Origin of the sequence: Pseudovibrio sp. M1P-2-3 (assembly GCF_031501865.1) — a bacterium.
Classification (GTDB): Bacteria; Pseudomonadota; Alphaproteobacteria; order Rhizobiales; family Stappiaceae; genus Pseudovibrio; species Pseudovibrio corallicola.
This window is the reverse complement of record NZ_JARRCW010000001.1, coordinates 20,667-40,161: the sequence shown is the minus strand read 5'-3', so window position 1 is coordinate 40,161 and position 19,495 is coordinate 20,667. Positions and strand designations below refer to the sequence as shown.

Genomic DNA, 19,495 nt, shown 5'->3' with positions numbered 1-19,495 from the left:
TTACTTTGATCCAAGCTGATTAATGGCCTGCCGGCGCTCAGCCCGGCGGCGGCCATTTTCATCATAGGCATGTACGATCCGCGCAACCAGTTCATGACGAACCACGTCGCTTTCCGTAAAGTTCACCCGTGAAATACCTTCCACTCCATCAAGGATCTTCAATGCTTCCTTGAGACCCGAGGTCTGACCTGCTGGCAGGTCTACCTGACTGGGATCCCCTGTGACAATCATTTGGGAATTCTCACCAAGGCGGGTCAAAAACATCTTCATCTGCATCGAAGTTGTATTTTGCGCCTCATCAAGAATAACGACGGCGTTAGACAGAGTGCGCCCGCGCATGAACGCCAGAGGAGCGACTTCAATCATGCCGCTCTCCAGTCCGCGTTCCAGCTTTTCCGGCGGCATCATCTCATTCAAGCCATCATAAAGAGGACGCAAATATGGATCCACTTTATCTTTCATATCACCGGGCAAGAAACCAAGGCGCTCTCCGGCTTCAACTGCCGGTCGAGACAAAATCATCCGGTCAATTTCGCCGCGCTCCAACAAGGCTGCGGCATAAGCCACCGCAAGGAACGTCTTACCCGTTCCTGCCGGACCGACACCAAATGTCAGATCAGACCGGTCCATGGCACGAATATACGCATCCTGTGTGGCTGTTCGTGCAACCAGTGTTTTCCGACGCGTCGCGATTTGCGCAAAAGCCATACGCGACTTCGGTTCCATGGTGGGCAAGGACAGCTGCGTTTCCGATGCAATTGCCATGCGAACAGCACCATCCACATCACCCACCTGAAGGTCATGCCCTCCCTGAAGGCGAGTGTACATGGCTTCAAGGGCCAGTCTGGCCTGTTCACATGCACTGTGTTCACCGCGAATCGTTACCTGATTACCGCGGGCAACAGCTTCAACACCGATTTTTTGTTCAATCAACGCAAGGTGCTGATCGAACTGGCCGAAAAGGTCGCTAACCAGTCGGTTATCGTCGAATGCCAGAACCACATGCATCATATCTGATGCTGCTGCAGGTTTCATAGCGGCCCCAACTTTCGGGGAAAAATGGGCGTTGCCCTTCAAGCAATCCTCCGTTTAGATCGCATCATTAATATTTTCACGATCCCATATTGCCCTTAAACGAGCTTTCCTTCCAGACTATTTCCGGAACTGGCCAAAATTTCTACTTTGGCTATCTCTCCATACAAGTCTTTTGGCGCGTTTATATGCACAGGTTGAAGCCATGGGGAGCGGCCTGCAAGTTGGCCTTCCTTACGACCCATTTTTTCAAAGAGAACGTCAATAATCTGCCCTTCAAGCGACTTGTTGAAGGCCATCTGCTGCTCACTTAGCAAAGCTTGTAGACGGGCAAGGCGCTCGCTTTTTACAGCTTCTTCCACTTGTTCTTCCATGGTCGCACCCGGTGTTCCAGGGCGCGGGCTGTATTTGAACGAAAACGCGGAACCATACTCAACACGGCGAATCAGGTCCATTGTATCTTCGAAATCCTGATCACTCTCGCCGGGGAAGCCAACGATGAAATCGCCTGACAAAGCAATATCCGAACGGGCATCACGAATTTTGTCCAATAGACGGAAATAATCATCACGCGTATGTTTGCGGTTCATTGCCGCCAGAATTCTGTCGGAACCGGATTGCACTGGCAGGTGCAGATAAGGCATCAAGATATCCAGATCCCTGTGAGCCGCGATCAAGGTATCATCCATATCCCGTGGGTGGGATGTGGTGTAACGCAGCCTGTCGATCCCGTCTATCTCGGCAAGGCGGAACAAGAGCTGTCCCAGTCCCCATTCGCGTCCGTCAGGACCTGTACCATGCCAGGCATTCACATTCTGGCCAAGCAGGGTCACTTCCCGCACACCTGCGGCAGCAAGCCGTTCAGCTTCGCTTACAATTTGCTCGACGTTTCTGGAAACTTCCGCGCCGCGCGTATAAGGAACCACACAGAAGGTGCAGAACTTGTCACAGCCCTCTTGAACGGTCAGGAACGCGGTCACGCCCCTTTTGCGCACGGCCTCCTTGGAAGGAGTTGCCAAGTGTTTGAATTTGTCTTGAATATCAAACTCTGTCTCAACAACCTTGGAACCACCCGCAGCCTTATTCACCAGCTCTGGCAAACGGTGATAGCTTTGCGGACCAACCACAAGATCGACAATAGGTGCGCGGCGGGAAATCTCGGCTCCTTCCGCCTGTGCCACACATCCGGCAACACTCACCATCATCTGCTTGCCGTTTTTGGCTTTTTCTTCCTTCAGTTTGCGCACACGTCCCAGTTCGGAATACACCTTTTCGGCAGCTTTCTCACGAATATGGCAGGTATTGAGAATAACAAGGTCAGCATCCTCCATAGTCTCGGTATTGCTGTAACCTTCTGCACGTAAGGCATCCGACATCCGGTCGGAATCATAAACATTCATCTGACAGCCGTAAGTCTTCACAAAAACCTTACGTTCTTGTTTTTGGTCCGTACTGCTTGCAGGAACTGCTTCTGTTTCCTTATTCTGTGCGAGTGTATCCATTCAATCCTCGGTGCGCTCTTGTCTTTATGAGCGTATCATCAGCCCTCAAACGCGTCTTGTTTGGGGTCTCAATTTTTCTTTGGGGCAGCTTTAGCTGGTTTTTCCCAGTTTGAGAAGCTTTGTGTTATCACGCTTTCTCAAAACTTACGCAGAGCTCTTTCCATAAAGGGCGGCCAGTGTCATGCTCCTCACTTCAGCTTCCATCTGTTTGGCAACCTGCTTTCTGTTGAACTCGGCGCCATATTTGGTTGGCTCACCAAAATGAACTTCCACATCCAATCCGCCTTCTCCGCAAATAGACCATAAGTGTTGTAGCAGCTCCATATTGCCATACCAGGCCACATGCGGTCTCCACATGCGCCCCATGGGCATTCCATGCAGCCGTGTATATGCAATAGAAAGTGGCTGGACGGTGGCACTGTGGGTGGCACTGGTCTGCATCGCCTGATGAACGGCTCCAAGCAGGGAGGAACGAAAAGGCTTCACCTCATTACCGTTACTCGAAGTACCTTCCGCAAAAAGCACAATCGCATCACCACTATTCATCCGGTTTGAAATAGCTTCATTGACGCGCATGGTATCCCGTCTCCTGCTTCGGTCAATAAAGATTGTTCTTTGCAGCTTGGCCAGAAGACCAAAGATCGGCCATGTGGCAACCTCGGACTTGGCAATGAAGGACAGAGGCTGCAAAGAGCCAATAACGAGAATATCCAGCCATGAAGTGTGATTTGAAGTTACAAGAAGGGGCCTGCTATCGGCCACCTTTCCAAGGACGTTAACCCGAATTCCCAAAATTTTCAGGATCCAACGGTGCCAATAGACAGGGATATATCTTTGAATTGGCCAATTACATTTTAAGGCCAGCCACTGCATCGGGATAAGAACAACTGCAAGGCACACAACAAGCAGAAGAGCGCAAATTGCGCGAGTTGTTCTCATACTCAACCCTTCGGTGTTTCTTCTAATGGGACGCCATAAAGCTCCAGACGATGGTCCACCAACTTGTAACCTAGCTGACGGGCGACCTCTACCTGCATTCTCTCAATCTCTTCATTGCGAAACTCGATCACCTTACCTGACCTTAAATCAATCAGGTGGTCGTGATGCACGTCAGACACGGTTTCATAACGGGACCTGCCATCGCGAAAATCGTGTCTTTCAATGATTCCCGCATCCTCAAAAAGCTTAACCGTACGATACACAGTGGAGATGGATATCTTGGGATCGATATCGGAAGCCCGGCGATACAACTCCTCCACATCAGGATGATCATCAGACGTTTCTATTACCGAAGCGATCACACGGCGTTGCTCGGTCATTCTCATACCTTTGAAGACACAGAGTTCTATTAAACTCATCTCAGCTTCTGTGACCATACTTTCCCATACCTTTAGGATAACTTAGTTTATTCTCTTTTAGGCAGAATAGCTCCTTGAATCAATTAAGATTACAGCGCATCACCAAAGCAGTTCCAAAACCCTGACTGCTGCTATAGTAACCCTTGCGCTCTCCTACTTTGACAAAGCCCAAGTTTTTATAAAGCGCAACCGCTGGCTTATTGGCTTCATCCACCTCCAAAAAAAGCTCACTATTGCGTTCTGAATACAAATGAAACATGCCAGCTTCCATGAGTTTACGGCCAATGCCGTTGCCGCGGGCATTTGGCGAGACACCAATGGTCAGAACTTCAGCCTCTCCGGCGGCACTGCGTACAATGAGAAAGCCAAGAGGCTCGGGACTTCGGGCAGTATCTGCGGAGCGGGCCACGAAAAAAAACGTGTTCTTTTGGGCGTAAAGTGCTCGTAATTCGGAAGTCCCCCAACCAATGGAAAAACTCTGCGCATGTATACGTGCCAACTCCGGCAACATGTCTTCGTTGGCTTTTTCAATTACAGCCGGGGATTGCTTTAACCATGAAACAATCATTGTCGACGAATTCGGCCCTTTTGTTGCGGTTTGGCATCTGGTTTACGAAGATATAAAGGCACCGGAGGTCTTTCTTCTGGATCAGCCTTAAATCCACAGCGTGCAATATACTCAATTGAAGCAACAGTATTCTGTCCCAAGATACGCTCCGAAGGCAAACCAGCTTCGTGACCAAGTGCTTCAGCAGCAGAACCGGCTAAGTATGTATCCGACCCCAATGTCTTCGCCAGCTCCTGCAGTGTTGAAACACGCGCTTCATCTGCTGGAGAACCATCCCTTTTGAACTGCTGACAGTAAACCTCATCCCTACGGGCATCAAGCACCACCAAAAGATCACCGGAGCATGAGCGCGTGGCAAGAATTTCACTTGCAATGCACTCCAGTGTTGTGACCCCAACAACCGGCTTGCCAGAAACCAGCCCGAAGCCGCGCGCTATCGAAAGGCCAACCCGAAGGCCGGTAAAGCTACCAGGCCCCACATTTACGACAATACGGTCCAGATCACTGAAACCCTTTGAAGATTCAGCCATCACTCCATCCACCATGCCCATAATCTTTTCGGCATGGCCGCGGCCAATTTCTTCTGTTTGTATGAACAGGTTTTCTTTAGTACGGCCAAGCTCTGCCACTGCCGCAGAACAGGCACTTAAGGAGGTGTCAATGGCTAATAATTTCATACTGATTGCTTAGCGTTCCAAAGGGGGAAAGTCGAGAACGCAATCACCTTTACCCAAAAACTTGCGCTCACACTTAATCAAAAGAAAAGGCGGTCGAGCCGCCTTTCTAGAGCATATTCCGTTTGATAAATTCATTCAAACGACAAAAATTCGTTCAACATAAACAAGTTAGAGCGTCAGGCGTGAATGTAAATAAACGCAACCTGCACTAATCTTTGAACCGCAAAACTGGTTCTAGATCTGTTTTACTTCCTGAACTTCGGGTACGAAGTGGCGCATCAGATTCTGGATGCCATGGCTTAGTGTTGCGGTCGAAGATGGGCACCCGGCACAGGCACCGCGCATGGAAAGGTAGACAATTCCATCTTTATACCCGCGGAACGTGATGTCGCCACCATCTTGGGCCACAGCCGGGCGAACACGGGTTTCCAGAAGTTCTTTAATGGTAGAAACGGTATCAGCTTCCGCTTCATCAAAAAACTCTTCACCGGTATCGTCATCTCCGGTGCTTTCGCCGCGCAAAATAGGAGCATTGGACATAAAATGCTCCATAATCGCCCCGAGAATTGCAGGGCGCATGTGCTGCCAATCCGTATCGTCTTTGGTTACCGTTACGAAATCATAACCAAAGAAGATCCCCTGAACGCCCTCAATTGCAAACAAGGTTTCAGCCAGAGGGGATACGGCGGCCTCTTCCACACTCCGAAAGTCCTTCGTTCCCTCTGCAAGAACGACACGACCAGGCAAGAACTTTAGTGTCGCTGGATTTGGAGTTGCTTCTGTCTGGATAAACATAACCTATTCCCAAGGGCAATCGGGCAATTCACGCTTCAAAGACGCCTTGCCCATTAGTTAGTAGAATGTAATTTATCTATAGATAAAGACTTGAGGTCTGTCTTCAAGTTAAAAAATGTATTTCAGATGCAACTTTTAATTTCCCGCGCATATTATCAAGAAAGTGCAGCAATTGCATCATCATCAAGCGTTCCCGGAACAATCGTAATCGGAATTGGAAAAGTCCCTGCGGACTTGCCGGCAATTGAAGAGACCAGTGGCCCCGGTCCTTCCTTGCTCGTTCCCGCTGCTAACACCAAAATGGAAATATCGGCATCATGGTCAATTAAGGACATAATTTCATCGGAGCGACTTCCTTCCCGCACAACAAGTTCAGGCTCTGTACGCGCCGCAGAGCGGACCTTTTCCGCAGCCTTTGCCAGAATTGTCTCTGCCAGTTCGGTCGCCTCCGCCCTCATAATATCTTCTACCCCCAGCCAGTGCTGGAAGTTTCCAGGCGCGATGACATAAAGCAGGGTAACAACTCCGCTGGTGCTTGCTGCCCGACGTGCTGCATAAACAATTGCACGCCCGCATTCTGGAGTATCGTCCACAACAACGAGAAACTTTCGTTTGTGGCCTTCTTCATTGCTTTTGCGAATTGCTACCATATCAGTATGCTGCCACCTCCCCAGAAGAACGGCAAGCCCAAGAGCTTGCCATCCCGAAATTTGATATGTGCTAGATCACAGAATAAACTGTGACAGGTCAATATTCTTAGCCAGCTCACCGATGTTATCACGAACATAAGCTGCATCAATAACAACCTTGTCGCCTGCACGATCCGGTGCCTCAAATGAAATTTCGTCCAGAATGCGCTCCATTACAGTTTGCAATCGTCTGGCTCCAATATTTTCAATGGTGGAATTAAGATCAACAGCGATAGAAGCGATCTCGTCAATGGCATCATCGGTGAAGTCAATCTCAACGCCTTCGGTCCCCATCAAAGCCACATACTGCTTGATCAGGCTCACCTCTGTGTCGGTCAGAATGCGGCGGAAATCTTCTTTTTTCAAAGCGCGAAGCTCAACACGGATTGGCAAGCGACCTTGTAACTCAGGAAGCAGATCAGACGGCTTGGCCACATGGAATGCGCCTGAGGCAATAAACAGAATATGATCTGTTTTCACAGGACCATGTTTTGTTGAGACAACAGTTCCTTCAATAAGAGGCAAGAGATCCCGCTGTACACCTTCCCGTGACACATCCCCGCCACTGCGCGCATCTTTGGCGCAGATCTTATCAATCTCATCAATGAACACGATGCCGGAATTCTCAACAAGGTCGATAGCTTCCTGAATGAGCTTGTCTTCATCCAGCAACTTGTCTGATTCCTCTTCCAGAAGAATCTTATGGCTCTCGCGCACGTTGACGCTTTTCTTCTTCGTCTGGCCGCCAAACGCTTTCCCGAACATGTCGGAAAGGTTCATCACACCAATGCTGCCGCCTCCGGGCATGCCCGGAATATCAAAGTTTGGCATTTGCGGTGCTGCGCGCACTTCAATCTCAATTTCCTTGTCGTCCAGATCACCCTCTCTCAGCTTTTTGCGGAAACTGTCGCGGGTGGCAGGGCTCGCATTTTCACCCACCAATGCGTCAAGCACACGCTCTTCGGCTAGCACATGGGCTTTGGCTTCTACTTCTTTGCGACTGCGCTCGCGCACAAGAGAGATACTAGATTCAACCAGATCACGAATGATCTGCTCCACATCGCGCCCAACATAACCGACCTCAGTGAATTTGGTTGCCTCAACCTTGGTGAAAGGCGCGTTGGCAAGCTTTGCAAGGCGGCGGGAGATTTCCGTTTTACCTACGCCGGTTGGACCGATCATAAGGATGTTTTTCGGCAAAACCTCTTCCCGCAAGCTGTCATCCAGCTGCTGGCGGCGCCAACGGTTTCTCAGAGCAATTGCGACTGCTCGCTTTGCGTCTTTTTGACCAATGATGAAGCGATCAAGTTCGGACACTATCTCGCGTGGAGAAAAATTCGACATTCTTTCTTACTTTCTTACGGACGGGACGAGCTTTTGAACGGGCGTATTGATGAGAGGAGCCATGACTATTTTCCGAATAGAAGCCCAACCAAACCCAAGTACCAAAACAAACAGTCCCAATATTACCAGTGCCAAGGCAGTCACGCCCACTTCATCCATACTTGTGGATCCCAGCAGGCTGAAAATTGCGTATCCAAGATAAAGCAGCCCTGATACCAGAATAGCTCTACGATCAACGATGAGCGCCAGAACTCCTAAAAACGAAACAACCGCCACGATCAAAAGCGCTGAACTGTAGCTATCTGATTGTTCTGCTAATGTGGAGAGCGCCGGGTGAACGATCAAGGGGGCCGAGAGCAAATGTAACCAAAAGGCTCTGTCAGAGTTAAGGCTGGAGCGGGTGACATCGCGCGCATCGAAATACATGGCAGCGAGAAAACACAGAACCCCCGCTACAAACAAAATCACCTCAAGAGCATAGTCTGGCACACCTTGCGAACTCTCATTAAACCAAGTGAGAACTGCGAGCGTGAGCAGGCCTGCGGCTTGAGCGGCCGCAATTGGAACTTTGTATAAAAAGTTGAATATTAAAGAGCCAATGGCACCGCTGACCAGCACAATAATCAGATTGTAGGATTCCAGATCAAACAGATTCCCGTGTCCCCACTCCGAAAGGTCAGACAAGCCGCTTCCAAGTACTCCCTCATTCACCAACCAACCGGCAACCAAGGCAAAAAACAATGAAAATGCCATGCTTAAGACGATTGAGGGTAAAGACAGCTTTTGGCGGCGGGTGAAAATTTCTGCCAAACCTATGCTCGCGAGAACTCCAGTACCCATGACAATAATCGAGGGAAGTCCAAAAGCTGACCCTCCTGTCACAATGCCAATAAGCAGTAACACAATTCCAATCACGATGAAGATATCATGAAAACCACGCACAAAGCGTACTTCTTCTGCATCCTCAACGGAGATCGGCCTATCATCTTGTCTGGCTAGAAAATTCTGCAGCTCGTCAGCCTGACCTGCAGATAAAATCCCACGCTTGACCGCTAAATCAAGGCTTTCCCGAGCTATCATCCAGTGTCTCCACGATTACGTTCTCGTTGGTATAAACACAGATTTCAGCGGCAATGGCCATAGATTTTCGGCAAATTTCTTCAGCGGAAAGGTCCATATCAACAAGAGCCCTAGCTGCTGAAAGCGCGTAGTTTCCACCTGACCCAATGCCCATGACACCGTTTTCCGGCTCCAGAACATCGCCAGTCCCAGTGAGAACGAGAGACACATTTTTGTCTGCAACAAGCATCATGGCTTCCAGACGGCGCAAATAGCGGTCTGTACGCCAGTCCTTTGCCAGCTCGACACAAGCACGCATCAACTGGCCGGGATATTGCTCAAGTTTCGCTTCCAAGCGCTCGAACAAGGTAAATGCATCGGCGGTTGCGCCCGCGAACCCGGCAATCACTTCACCTTTGGCAAGAGGACGGACTTTACGGGCAGTTCCCTTGATAACAGTTGGCCCAAGAGAGACCTGCCCATCCCCTGCAATCACAACCTTTCCGCCTTTGCGGACAGTCAAAATGGTAGTCCCATGCCATAGTTCAGGGCCTCGATTGTCACTCATACAAATCTCTCCAACTGCAAAGAGCTAACATAAAACAAAAGCCTGTTGGCTTTCCCTGTATGTATGCAGTCCAATGGGCCTTGCCAATGCAAACAGTTAAAAAATATCAGGAATTTTCCATCTTTACATAGCCTGACTCTCGAACAAGGCGCTCAACCATTTTGGTAAGGCGTTTTTGAGCGAATTCTTTCGCCAACTCACCATTCTCATTAAACGCTTTTCCGGCAAAGTTTACTGAGATCATTTCGGGAATCACTGTTGCCCCTAATGAGACCTCCATTATCACCCTGAGATGCATCAGGCTGCGCATTCCACCATAAACACCGGGAGACGCCCCGCCTAGGGCATACACACCCTTCGAGAAAACTTCTAGAGGCTCTTCACCTGTTTTGATGATACGGCTGATCCAGTCGAGAGTATTTTTCAGCAGCGGTGTGACAGAGGAATTATACTCAGGGCTAGCGACAAATATGCCCTGATGCTTTTCCAATAACACTCTGAGTTTATGGGCGTTTTCAGGGATACCGTGTTCTTCTTCCAAATCTCCATCATAAATAGGAAGAGGATAATCTCTCAAACTCACCTGTGTCACATGTGCATTTTCCAATGACAGGTGTCTTGAAACAAGGGAGGCCAGCTGAGTATTAACGGAGCCACTTCTGACCGAACCAGATAAAACCAAGATACTAGGATTCATAGTCAATTCGCCTTTGCTTCTATGCTCATACTGACTTGAAATATAAAGCGGCGTTCCGAAGGCTTCTTGAAATTATTCAAAACATTTCATGACTATTTGAAAACACCTAGGAAAGAATCGACTGTGCCATTAGGGAACTCTCCGATAAACCCAAACAGATGCAGGCGGTAAATTCCTCCAGACCCATGCGCCCCGCATTTGCTGGCAAGGATGATCTTCTTTGGGAATAGGAGAAGAAAGAGAGTAAGTATATAGAATAAAAGGAGCATTAGGCTTAAGAAGATCCAAGGCATCGTCCACACACCTGAGGCGATCTTCTAGTGGGCGTGGCCACATTGGCAACCCTGATACAACAGCTGACAAAGATCCTGAGCGTATATGGCTAAGGGACTTTTTCAGGTTATAGGCATCCCCTTGTATAATATTTGAATCTGGATACTTGCCACGTAGCAGATTGCAAAAATCATGGCTGTATTCAAGACAGGTCAGTCGAGGACCATCAATCGTACCAGATGCCAGAATCTCTTTGGTAATAGCACCTGTACCCGGGCCAAGCTCCACAACATCGCCTTCTCTATCATCAGGTATAAAACTGGCAATTTTCTTTGAAAGAGCGGAACTGGAAGGGGCAACGGCCCCCATTTGCAGCGGAGAGGCGGCCCAACTCCGAATAAAGCGCGTCTCGTCCAAGATCTTCTTTAATGCACTATCTGCTAAAATCTTTGAACTTTGAAACATTCATCCCTCCCAAACAAGAAGTACATATTTCTACGGAATGGGAGGGATATCAAGTTTAATTCTGGTTCTAACTTTTAATATTTTCTAGGAATTCTTTTGCCCTAGCAAAGAAACCACTCGATTCGGGGTGATTTTCACCTGATGTTTCCGATTCGAATTCTTGAAGAAGTTCACGCTGACGCTTCGTTAACTTGGAGGGGGTCTCAACAACAACTTGGATGTACATGTCACCATGCTGGGAAGACCTCATTACGGGCATCCCTTTACCCCGCAAGCGGAATTGTTTTCCAGTCTGCGTGCTTTCAGGCACCTTAACCCGGGCAGTTGCTCCATCAAGACTTGGAACTTCAAACTGACCGCCAAGCGCTGCTGTTGTCATGGACACCGGAACCCGGCAGAAAATATCAGCGCCATCACGCTGGAAAAATTCATGGGGTTTGATGGACAGGAAGATGTAAAGATCGCCTGAGGGGCCACCTCTTAAACCGGCTTCCCCTTCGCCGCCAAGGCGAATCCGTGTGCCATCTTCAATTCCCGCTGGAATGTTGACTGAAAGAGTACGCTGCTGCGTTGTGCGGCCTGTGCCGCCACAGCCTTCACATGGATCTGCAATAACTTCACCGCGACCCTGACAGGTTGGGCATGTGCGCTCCATGGTGAAGAATCCTTGCGCAGCACGGACACGGCCAATTCCACCACAGGTAGAGCAGCTTGTTGGTTTCGTGCCTTTCTTGGCACCCGAACCACTACAAGAATCACAGGTAATCGAGGTTGGAACTTCAATCTCTACGCTCTTACCCGCGTAAGCCTCTTCCAGTGTGACTTCCAGATTATAGCGCAGGTCCGCACCGCGTTCACGGCCAGAACCACCACGGCGTGCACCACCGCCACCGCCGCCGCCAAAGAACTCATCGAAAATGTCGGACATGGCAGAGGCAAAGTCTGGCCCCTGTTGGCCACCACCGCCACCAAAGCCACCATTTTCAAAGGCAGCATGGCCATAACGGTCGTAGGCAGCGCGCTTTTGTGAATCCTTCAAGATGTCATAGGCTTCGCTAACTTCTTTGAAGTTTGCTTCGGCTTGGTCATCACCCGGGTTGCGGTCGGGATGATATTTCATTGCGAGCTTACGGTAGGCGCTCTTGAGTGCTTTCTCATCAACCTCCCGCGTAACACCGAGCACTTCATAGTAATCGCGCTTAGACATTTAAAATCAGCTCCAAAGACTGTGTATCAGGCAGAACCAACACCATCTCAAGCTTCCAGTTTACCCCATGAAGCATGCCCAAATCCTTTTCGGTTAAAGGTGAGAAACAGAGTAAATCTAAAGCGAAATGTCTGGCTATGTTGCCATTGTACTTCTGCAGTCTTCAATGACTGCGTAAAACTTTTAGGGTGTGGAAGCACATAGCTCATATAAGCTAACAGAGCAATGTGAGAGGCCTATTGAGGCATCTTCACCCTTTAATCCAAAGGGGCCTGCGGAGAAAACTCCCCGCAAGCCCGTAAAGACTTACTTAGACTTTTTGTCGTCGTCGTTGACTTCTTCAAAGTCAGCATCAACAACATCGTCTACTGGCTTTTGAACGTCGCCATCATCTTCGCCTTCGTCTGCACCTTCGCCTTCTTGCGCAGCTGCATACATGGCTTCACCCAGCTTCATGGATGCTTCCATAAGGGTCTGAGTTTTAGCTTTGATGTCTTCCAGATCGTCGCCGTCAAGCGATTCTTTCAAGGCAGCCAAAGCAGTTTCAATAGCGGTTTTCTCTTCTTCACTCACCTTGTCGCCATAGTCTTTCAGAGACTTTTCGGTGGAGTGGAACAGAGCTTCACCCTGGTTTTTGGCTTCAACCAGCTCTTTACGCTTCTTGTCATCTTCAGCGTGAGCTTCAGCATCCTGAACCATCTTTTCGATGTCATCATCGGAAAGACCGCCAGATGCCTGAATGCGGATCTGCTGTTCTTTGCCTGTGCCCTTATCCTTCGCGGATACGTTCACGATGCCGTTGGCGTCGATGTCGAACGTTACCTCAACCTGAGGAACACCGCGCGGTGCTGGTGGAATACCAACCAGATCGAACTGACCGAGGATCTTGTTGTCCGCAGCCATCTCGCGCTCACCTTGGAACACACGAATGGTCACAGCAGTCTGGTTGTCCTCAGCAGTTGAGAAGACCTGACTTTTCTTCGTTGGGATCGTTGTATTGCGGTCGATCAGGCGTGTGAACACACCGCCAAGTGTTTCGATACCCAAGGACAAAGGTGTAACATCAAGAAGCAGAACGTCTTTAACGTCGCCTTGCAGAACACCAGCCTGAATTGCTGCACCCATGGCAACAACTTCGTCAGGGTTCACACCTTTGTGTGGCTCCTTGCCGAAGAACTGCTTAACAACTTCCTGAACTTTCGGCATACGGGTCATACCACCGACGAGAACAACTTCGTCAATTTCACCCGCGGCCAAACCAGCGTCTTTCAGTGCAGCTTTCATCGGAGCAACGGTGCGCTGAACCAGCTTTTCAACCAGCTGTTCGAACTTGGCACGTGTCAGCTTCAAGGTAAGGTGCTTAGGACCGGAAGCGTCTGCAGTGATGAACGGCAGGTTGATTTCGGTCTGGGACGCAGAAGACAGCTCGATTTTTGCTTTTTCAGCAGCTTCTTTCAGGCGCTGCAGAGCCAGCTTGTCGGTTTTAAGGTCAATGCCCTGCTCTTTTTTGAATTCAGTAGCAAGGTAGTCAACCAAGTGCATGTCGAAGTCTTCACCACCGAGGAAGGTGTCACCGTTTGTGGACTTAACTTCGAATACGCCATCGCCGATTTCAAGAATGGAAACATCGAATGTACCACCACCAAGGTCGTATACAGCGATTGTTTTACCATCGTTCTTGTCCATGCCGTAGGCAAGGGCAGCGGCGGTTGGCTCGTTGATGATACGCAGAACTTCAAGGCCAGCGATCTTACCGGCATCTTTTGTTGCCTGACGCTGAGCATCGTTGAAGTATGCAGGAACTGTAATAACAGCCTGAGAAACACCTTCACCAAGGTATGCTTCAGCTGTTTCTTTCATCTTTTGCAAAATGAAAGCGGAAACCTGTGACGGGGAGTATTTCTCACCCTCAGCTTCAACCCATGCATCGCCGTTGTCGGCTTTAACGATTTCGTATGGGACAAGCTTTTTGTCTTTAGCAACGGTTGGGTCATCAAACCGGCGACCAATCAAGCGCTTTACAGCAAACAATGTGTCGGTTGGGTTTGTAACAGCCTGACGTTTAGCTGGCTGACCAACGAGTTTCTCACCGTCATCAGAAAACGCAACCATGGAAGGTGTTGTGCGTGCACCTTCGGAATTTTCAATTACTTTAGCTTCTTTACCGTCCATGACGGAAACGCACGAATTTGTCGTGCCGAGGTCGATACCGATGACCTTTGCCATATTACTCTCTCCTTTCGGCAGACCGACCGAACCCTAACGGCGTTCGGACAAAGCTAAACTTTTCATTCAGCCGGTCCCCATAGTGGTTGTTGTGCGAGCTTGTGCAAAGCATAAACGCAATGTTCAAAAGGCTATATAAGAAGGCTCTTTTAGCCCTGCAAGACATGAAAGCTTATATATCGGCCTAAGAATTAATTCGGCGTCTCACTTATCCCGCTTTTCCAGTATTTTCTTTGGATAACTAACCTTTTGCTACTCAATATTTTGCAGGTACTCCGGCAACAGCTGTGTGAATGGAACCGAATATCCCCCTTCTTGCATAACCCGAACATGCTCATGGGAAAGCAAACGAGGGGAATCGACACCGCAAGATCGGGCGATCATCTCCACCTCATGACGGATCTGCTCACAGTAGTTCATCACTCTCACACTTTTTTCCTCAGGATCAAGCCCAGCCTGAAGAGCTTTATCATGGGTTGTTATGCCCGTTGGACACGTATTCTTGTTGCACTTGAGGGCTTGAATACAACCAAGCGCAAACATAAATCCACGAGCTGAAACTGCATAATCCGCACCTGCGCAAAGCGACAAGGCAACGTTCGTAGGTGTAACCAACTTCCCCGATGCGATCAATCGAGTGCGATCTCGCAGGCCATGTCGCTTCAAAATCGTATCAACCAGCGGAATTGACTCTCGAATAGTCAGCCCCACATTGTCCATCAAAGGCATAGGCGCCGCCCCTGTCCCTCCATCAGCCGAATCAAGTGTTATAAAGTCAGGAGCGAACTTCTCGCCTCTACGGTTGATCTCCAGACAAAGGTCATCAATCCAACCAGCAGATCCAATTACTGTTTTGAAACCCACTGGCTTTTGGGTCAACTGCCGGACCATTTCAATAAAATCCAACAGTTCGGCAACAGAGCTGATTTCGGGGTGACGGTTCGGAGAACGGGAAGACTGCCCCACTTCAATGCCTCTGATCCGGGCAATGTCTTCTGTCACCTTCTCACCCGGCAACATTCCTCCTTTGCCCGGTTTCGCCCCTTGCGACAGCTTGACCTCGATCATTTTCACTTGCGGGTAGGCGGCGATCTTTTTTAGTTTTTCCGGGTCTAATGTGCCATCAGCGTTTCGCACACCATACTTTGCCGTTCCAATTTGAAAAATAATATCTGCGCCCCCTTCAAGGTGATAGGGCGACAGCCCCCCTTCTCCCGTATTCATCCAGCATCCTGCCATTTTCGCACCTTTTGAAAGCGCAAGAACCGCAGGCTTTGAAATTGCGCCGTAACTCATTCCGGAGATATTGAAAAAGCTGGTCGGAGTGAAACTGTGTTCCACATGAGGGCCAATTGTCAGCGGAGCGGCTTTTTCTATTTCCTCATCCATTTTGGCAAACGGGCAGTTTACAAAAATGGCCGTACCGGGCGTGAAGAGATTTTTAGTGGAGCCGAAAGCCAACGTGTTGTCTTTACGCTCCGCAGCATGATTTGCCCAGTTTCTCTCGGCCCTGTTAAAGGGCATTTCCTGACGGTCCATTGCAAAAAAGTACTGCCTGAAGAACTCCCCAAGGTACTCGAACAGGGAGCGAAAGCGCCCGACAACCGGAAAGTTGTGCCGAATTGCATCTACATGTTGCCTGCGATCAATAATATACATGACAATTATGGAACCAACCAAAACCACCAGGAGCAAAGCAAATGCTGCGGCAAAAAGATTGAGGACAGCAATTAAAACAGGTGGCAGCAGATGCATGGTATTCTCCCGTAGGCTAACATCCCCGTCCGATATTACCCGCACCTGTGAAAGCAGGTCGTGTTATTTCCTGAGGAAATGCAAACACTTTAAAATCTGTTCATTCACTTACTAAAGCATTTCGCTGAAGGAAGGTTTAAATGCAGCTACCTGAAGGGCTTCGCTATTTGCCCGATTACTTCAATAGCGAGGAACAAAAGGGGCTTGTAGAAAGGCTGCGGCAGGTCACGACCCAAGCTCCCCTTTTCCAGCCCCTCATGCCCCAAACAGGGAAACCCTTTTCAGTCAGAATGACCAATTGTGGCCCTTTGGGCTGGGTTTCCGACAGGGCGGGCTATCGCTATCAAAATAGGCATCCAGTCACAAATAAACCTTGGCCAGACATTCCCGAAATGCTGCTAAGACTTTGGAAAGAAACTGCCCAATACCCAGCACTGCCAGAGGCCTGCCTTATTAATTTTTATGGCGCAGATGCCAAAATGGGGATGCATAGGGATAGCGATGAGGCAGACCTTACAGCACCGGTTGTATCTGTAAGTCTTGGAGATACCGCCGTGTTTCGTATTGGCGGAGAAAATAGAAGAGATGCGACGCGCTCATTCAAACTCAGGTCAGGTGACGTTGTCATTCTTGGAGGAAAATCACGCAACTGCTATCACGGCATAGATCACGTTATCACCGGAACGTCTAGACTTTTGAAAAATAGCGGACGCATTAACACAACTCTTCGCCGTGTCACTTAGTCCTGATTAAGCTTCTTCCAGCGTTTTTTGGGAGATAAATCCTTTAATGCCGCTTGCGACATACCCCAGACCACGCTCAACCAATCCATCCCGAACACTTTGATCTTTAAAGGTCTCATCAGAGTTTCCTGTAATGGTGTACAAGATTTCAACCGCAGAGCTGTGCATCAGGAAGATCATAAATTTGAGTTCGCTCTCACTCAAATGAGCATTGTTGGCAGCACTTGTTATGGCGCGGGCCATGCGGCGAACCATTAAGGGAGTTTCCCAGCCGTGCGTAAGCTTCTGCCCGACTTCCGGATCAGACATAACCTGACGAACCAGCACGATAAAAGGAACCATTTTTCCGGTTTCACGAGAAATACCGTGGACGATGAGCGGCTCAATAAAGGCGCGGGTTATCTCTTCGATGCTTGGGCTGCGCCCGCCAACTTCCAGCGCATCGAGCCTCTGCATTCTCATATCGTCGATTTCGGAAAGCCTGCGAAGAATAACAGCCCGGACAAGGTCTTCTTTACTGCCGAAATGATAGTTTACAGCGGCAACATTTGCGCCTGCCATTTCGGTAATCATGCGTACAGAAGTTGATCCCAATCCATTCTCTGCCAGAAGGCTCTCCGCGCTATCAAGCAGCCGCCCACGGGTTCCCAATTCAGAGCTATCGGTCACGTTATTCTCTCCAAGCACAATGAATATTAACGACTACTTGCAATACCCCTAGGGCATATAAGCGTTCTTATTCATACCACGATTGCTTTAGTTTTTATCCGCTTACAATTTATTAATAATAAATAGTGAAACGAACAATTACCCTAAGAAAACTTGGTGTTCAACCTAAAGAATACAAAGTCGCGATCAACTAAACTTGATTCAGAGAAAAACCTGTTATCTTAAAATTACGTTTGAAACCTCGTTATATATTAAACACTGATTCTATTGGTAAATATTCCCTAGATTAGCTGGCTAAATGCTATACTGGCAAGACTTAAAGCGATAACCCAAAGGGCAACTCGGCCAGAGCGGCCATACTTTGCTTCCGCCTGTCCGATGGCCTCGGCTGTTTCGCGGTCAAACTTCAAACCGTTCTCGGCCATCAACTCAAGTTCTCTTGAAAGTTTGCCAGCACGCTCTGCCAGAAGAGGCATACTCACAGCCATCTTGCCCAGCACCCCAACACCGGACGCAAGGTCAGAAATACGGCCAACTGGACCCAAGTTCTGCTCAATCCAGCTGCGGATCACAGGGTCCGCCGTTTTCCACATATCTAGATATGGGTTGAGAGAGCGCGCAACACCTTCAACCACCACCATGTTTTTTTGCAGCATAATAAGCTGGGGTTGCGTGTGCATATCAAACATCTCGGTGACTTCGAAAAGTTGCGTCAAAAGACGCGCCATCGAAATTTCACTGGCATCATGCCCGTGAATGGGCTCACCGATAGCCCTGATTGCCTGTGCAAAGATGTCAACGTCCTGATCTGCAGGCACATAACCGGCTTCAAAGTGAACCTCGGCAACCCGCCGATAATTTCGGGAGATAAAGCCATAGAGGATTTCAGCAAGGAAACGGCGTTCTGCCAGATGAAGCCGGCCAGTGATGCCCATGTCCACCGCGACAATGGTTCCATCATCTTCAACAAACAGGTTGCCCTGATGCATGTCCGCATGGAAAAATCCATCGCGCACCGCATGGCGCAGGAAGTTCTGGATCACGCGGTCCCCAAGGTCTGCCAAATCATGTCCGGCATCTTTGATCGCCTGCGTGTTGGAAAGCTTGATCGCCTCAATCCATTCCATGGTCAAAACAGAGCGGGACATGCGCTTCCAGTCCACGGTTGGAACACGGAACTTTTCATCATTGGCGCAGTTGTCACCCATTTCCGACAGGGCTGCGGCTTCCATCCGCAAATCCATCTCCATGGTGACCGAGTATTCCAGTGTCTGAACCACGGCGACGGGACGCAAGCGGCGACTGGCGGGGCTAAAGCGCTCTGCAAGCCGCGCCACCAGATAGAAGCTTTGCAAGTCCTGCTTGAAACGGCGCTCTACACCGGGACGAAGTACCTTAACGGCAACCTTGTGCCGTTCTCCATCTCGGTCAATCACATAAGCTGGGTGTACCTGCGCAATAGATGCAGCTGCCACTGGCTCGCAAAATTCGTCAAACAGGTCTTCCACCTGAACACCGAATTGCGTTTCAATGATTTTCCGCGAATGCTTGGTGTCAAATGCAGGAACATTATCTTGCAAGGCTGAGAGTTCTTTTGCAGCAACTTTGCCAACCACATCCGGTCTTGTCGCCAGAAACTGGCCAAGCTTAACATAGGACGGCCCCAGTTGATTGAGAGCATCGGTCAACCGTGCGGCAGCAGCTTTTTGTTCTACTCCGCGCCGTTCCACCAAACGCCCAAGACGAATGGCCAGACGCGGACCAGGAGGAAGGTCCGGCAAGGACACCAGCCCAAACACCCCTTCACGCGCAAGAACGTAACCAGCTTTCACAAGCCGCATTAACGGCAGAATCGATGCAAACATATC

The 19,495-nt window shown here is 49.3% G+C and carries 19 protein-coding genes; 1 reads left to right on the top strand and 18 read right to left on the bottom strand.

The window, feature by feature from the left end; translation table 11 throughout:
* The 16 genes from P6574_RS00175 to P6574_RS00100 all read right to left on the bottom strand — a co-directional run bounded on the left by P6574_RS00175 (nt 1) and on the right by P6574_RS00100 (nt 16,215).
* Nucleotides 1-1,035 (bottom strand): PhoH family protein, encoded by a 1,035-nt coding sequence (locus P6574_RS00175; RefSeq protein WP_310618395.1) that lies wholly within the window; start codon nt 1,033-1,035, stop codon nt 1-3.
* Between the two features lie 95 nt (nt 1,036-1,130).
* Entirely contained in the window at nt 1,131-2,534 is a 1,404-nt protein-coding gene (gene miaB, locus P6574_RS00170) for a tRNA (N6-isopentenyl adenosine(37)-C2)-methylthiotransferase MiaB (protein ID WP_310618394.1), read from the bottom strand.
* 144 nt (nt 2,535-2,678) lie between these two features.
* Complete coding sequence (locus P6574_RS00165) at nt 2,679-3,473, bottom strand: lysophospholipid acyltransferase family protein (RefSeq protein ID WP_310618393.1); 795 nt, start codon at nt 3,471-3,473, stop codon at nt 2,679-2,681.
* Nucleotides 3,474-3,475: 2 nt separating this feature from the next.
* On the bottom strand, nt 3,476-3,853 hold the full coding sequence (locus tag P6574_RS00160; protein WP_405048060.1) for a Fur family transcriptional regulator: 378 nt from the start codon (nt 3,851-3,853) through the stop codon (nt 3,476-3,478).
* A gap of 118 nt (nt 3,854-3,971) precedes the next feature.
* Entirely contained in the window at nt 3,972-4,460 is a 489-nt protein-coding gene (locus tag P6574_RS00155; RefSeq protein ID WP_310618391.1) for a GNAT family N-acetyltransferase, read from the bottom strand.
* Nucleotides 4,457-5,137 carry a tRNA (adenosine(37)-N6)-threonylcarbamoyltransferase complex dimerization subunit type 1 TsaB gene (gene tsaB / locus P6574_RS00150; RefSeq protein WP_310618390.1) on the bottom strand — a complete coding sequence of 227 codons (681 nt, stop codon included), beginning with the start codon at nt 5,135-5,137 and terminating at the stop codon, nt 4,457-4,459. Before tsaB ends, P6574_RS00155 begins: the two co-directional genes overlap by 4 nt.
* Before the next feature lie 234 nt (nt 5,138-5,371).
* On the bottom strand, nt 5,372-5,932 hold the full coding sequence (locus tag P6574_RS00145) for a NifU family protein (RefSeq protein WP_310618389.1): 561 nt from the start codon (nt 5,930-5,932) through the stop codon (nt 5,372-5,374).
* A 155-nt stretch (nt 5,933-6,087) separates the two neighbouring features.
* Nucleotides 6,088-6,582, bottom strand: a complete 495-nt coding sequence (locus P6574_RS00140) for a universal stress protein (RefSeq protein WP_310618388.1) — start codon at nt 6,580-6,582, stop codon at nt 6,088-6,090.
* Nucleotides 6,583-6,657: 75 nt separating this feature from the next.
* The gene (hslU, locus tag P6574_RS00135; RefSeq protein ID WP_310618387.1) at nt 6,658-7,965 is read right to left on the bottom strand and encodes an ATP-dependent protease ATPase subunit HslU; all 1,308 of its coding nucleotides are present in this window, start codon (nt 7,963-7,965) and stop codon (nt 6,658-6,660) included.
* A gap of 6 nt (nt 7,966-7,971) precedes the next feature.
* The gene (locus P6574_RS00130; RefSeq protein WP_310618386.1) at nt 7,972-9,045 is read right to left on the bottom strand and encodes a hypothetical protein; all 1,074 of its coding nucleotides are present in this window, start codon (nt 9,043-9,045) and stop codon (nt 7,972-7,974) included.
* Nucleotides 9,023-9,592, bottom strand: coding sequence for an ATP-dependent protease subunit HslV (hslV, locus tag P6574_RS00125; protein WP_310618385.1), 570 nt, complete (start codon nt 9,590-9,592; stop codon nt 9,023-9,025). The genes P6574_RS00130 and hslV overlap by 23 nt, the downstream gene beginning before the upstream one ends.
* A gap of 106 nt (nt 9,593-9,698) precedes the next feature.
* The gene (locus P6574_RS00120; RefSeq protein WP_310618384.1) at nt 9,699-10,289 is read right to left on the bottom strand and encodes an NADPH-dependent FMN reductase; all 591 of its coding nucleotides are present in this window, start codon (nt 10,287-10,289) and stop codon (nt 9,699-9,701) included.
* 129 nt (nt 10,290-10,418) lie between these two features.
* A complete protein-coding gene (locus P6574_RS00115; protein ID WP_310618383.1) occupies nt 10,419-11,027 on the bottom strand; it encodes a class I SAM-dependent methyltransferase in 609 nt (202 codons plus the stop codon).
* A gap of 67 nt (nt 11,028-11,094) precedes the next feature.
* Entirely contained in the window at nt 11,095-12,234 is a 1,140-nt protein-coding gene (gene dnaJ / locus P6574_RS00110; RefSeq protein WP_310618382.1) for a molecular chaperone DnaJ, read from the bottom strand.
* Between the two features lie 306 nt (nt 12,235-12,540).
* On the bottom strand, nt 12,541-14,460 hold the full coding sequence (gene dnaK / locus P6574_RS00105; RefSeq protein WP_310618381.1) for a molecular chaperone DnaK: 1,920 nt from the start codon (nt 14,458-14,460) through the stop codon (nt 12,541-12,543).
* Nucleotides 14,461-14,712: 252 nt separating this feature from the next.
* Nucleotides 14,713-16,215, bottom strand: a complete 1,503-nt coding sequence (locus tag P6574_RS00100) for an FMN-binding glutamate synthase family protein (protein WP_310618380.1) — start codon at nt 16,213-16,215, stop codon at nt 14,713-14,715.
* A 140-nt stretch (nt 16,216-16,355) separates the two neighbouring features.
* Here P6574_RS00100 and P6574_RS00095 point away from each other — a divergent pair, with 140 nt between their 5' ends.
* Nucleotides 16,356-16,958: an alpha-ketoglutarate-dependent dioxygenase AlkB gene (locus P6574_RS00095; RefSeq protein WP_310618379.1), complete on the top strand. Its 603-nt coding sequence runs from the start codon at nt 16,356-16,358 to the stop codon at nt 16,956-16,958.
* Between the two features lie 6 nt (nt 16,959-16,964).
* Here the strand turns inward: P6574_RS00095 and P6574_RS00090 are convergent, their stop codons facing one another.
* Nucleotides 16,965-17,627, bottom strand: coding sequence for a TetR/AcrR family transcriptional regulator (locus tag P6574_RS00090; RefSeq protein WP_310618378.1), 663 nt, complete (start codon nt 17,625-17,627; stop codon nt 16,965-16,967).
* Between the two features lie 281 nt (nt 17,628-17,908).
* Nucleotides 17,909-19,492, bottom strand: a complete 1,584-nt coding sequence (gene ubiB / locus P6574_RS00085) for a 2-polyprenylphenol 6-hydroxylase (protein WP_310618377.1) — start codon at nt 19,490-19,492, stop codon at nt 17,909-17,911.
* Nucleotides 19,493-19,495: the final 3 nt, after the last annotated feature.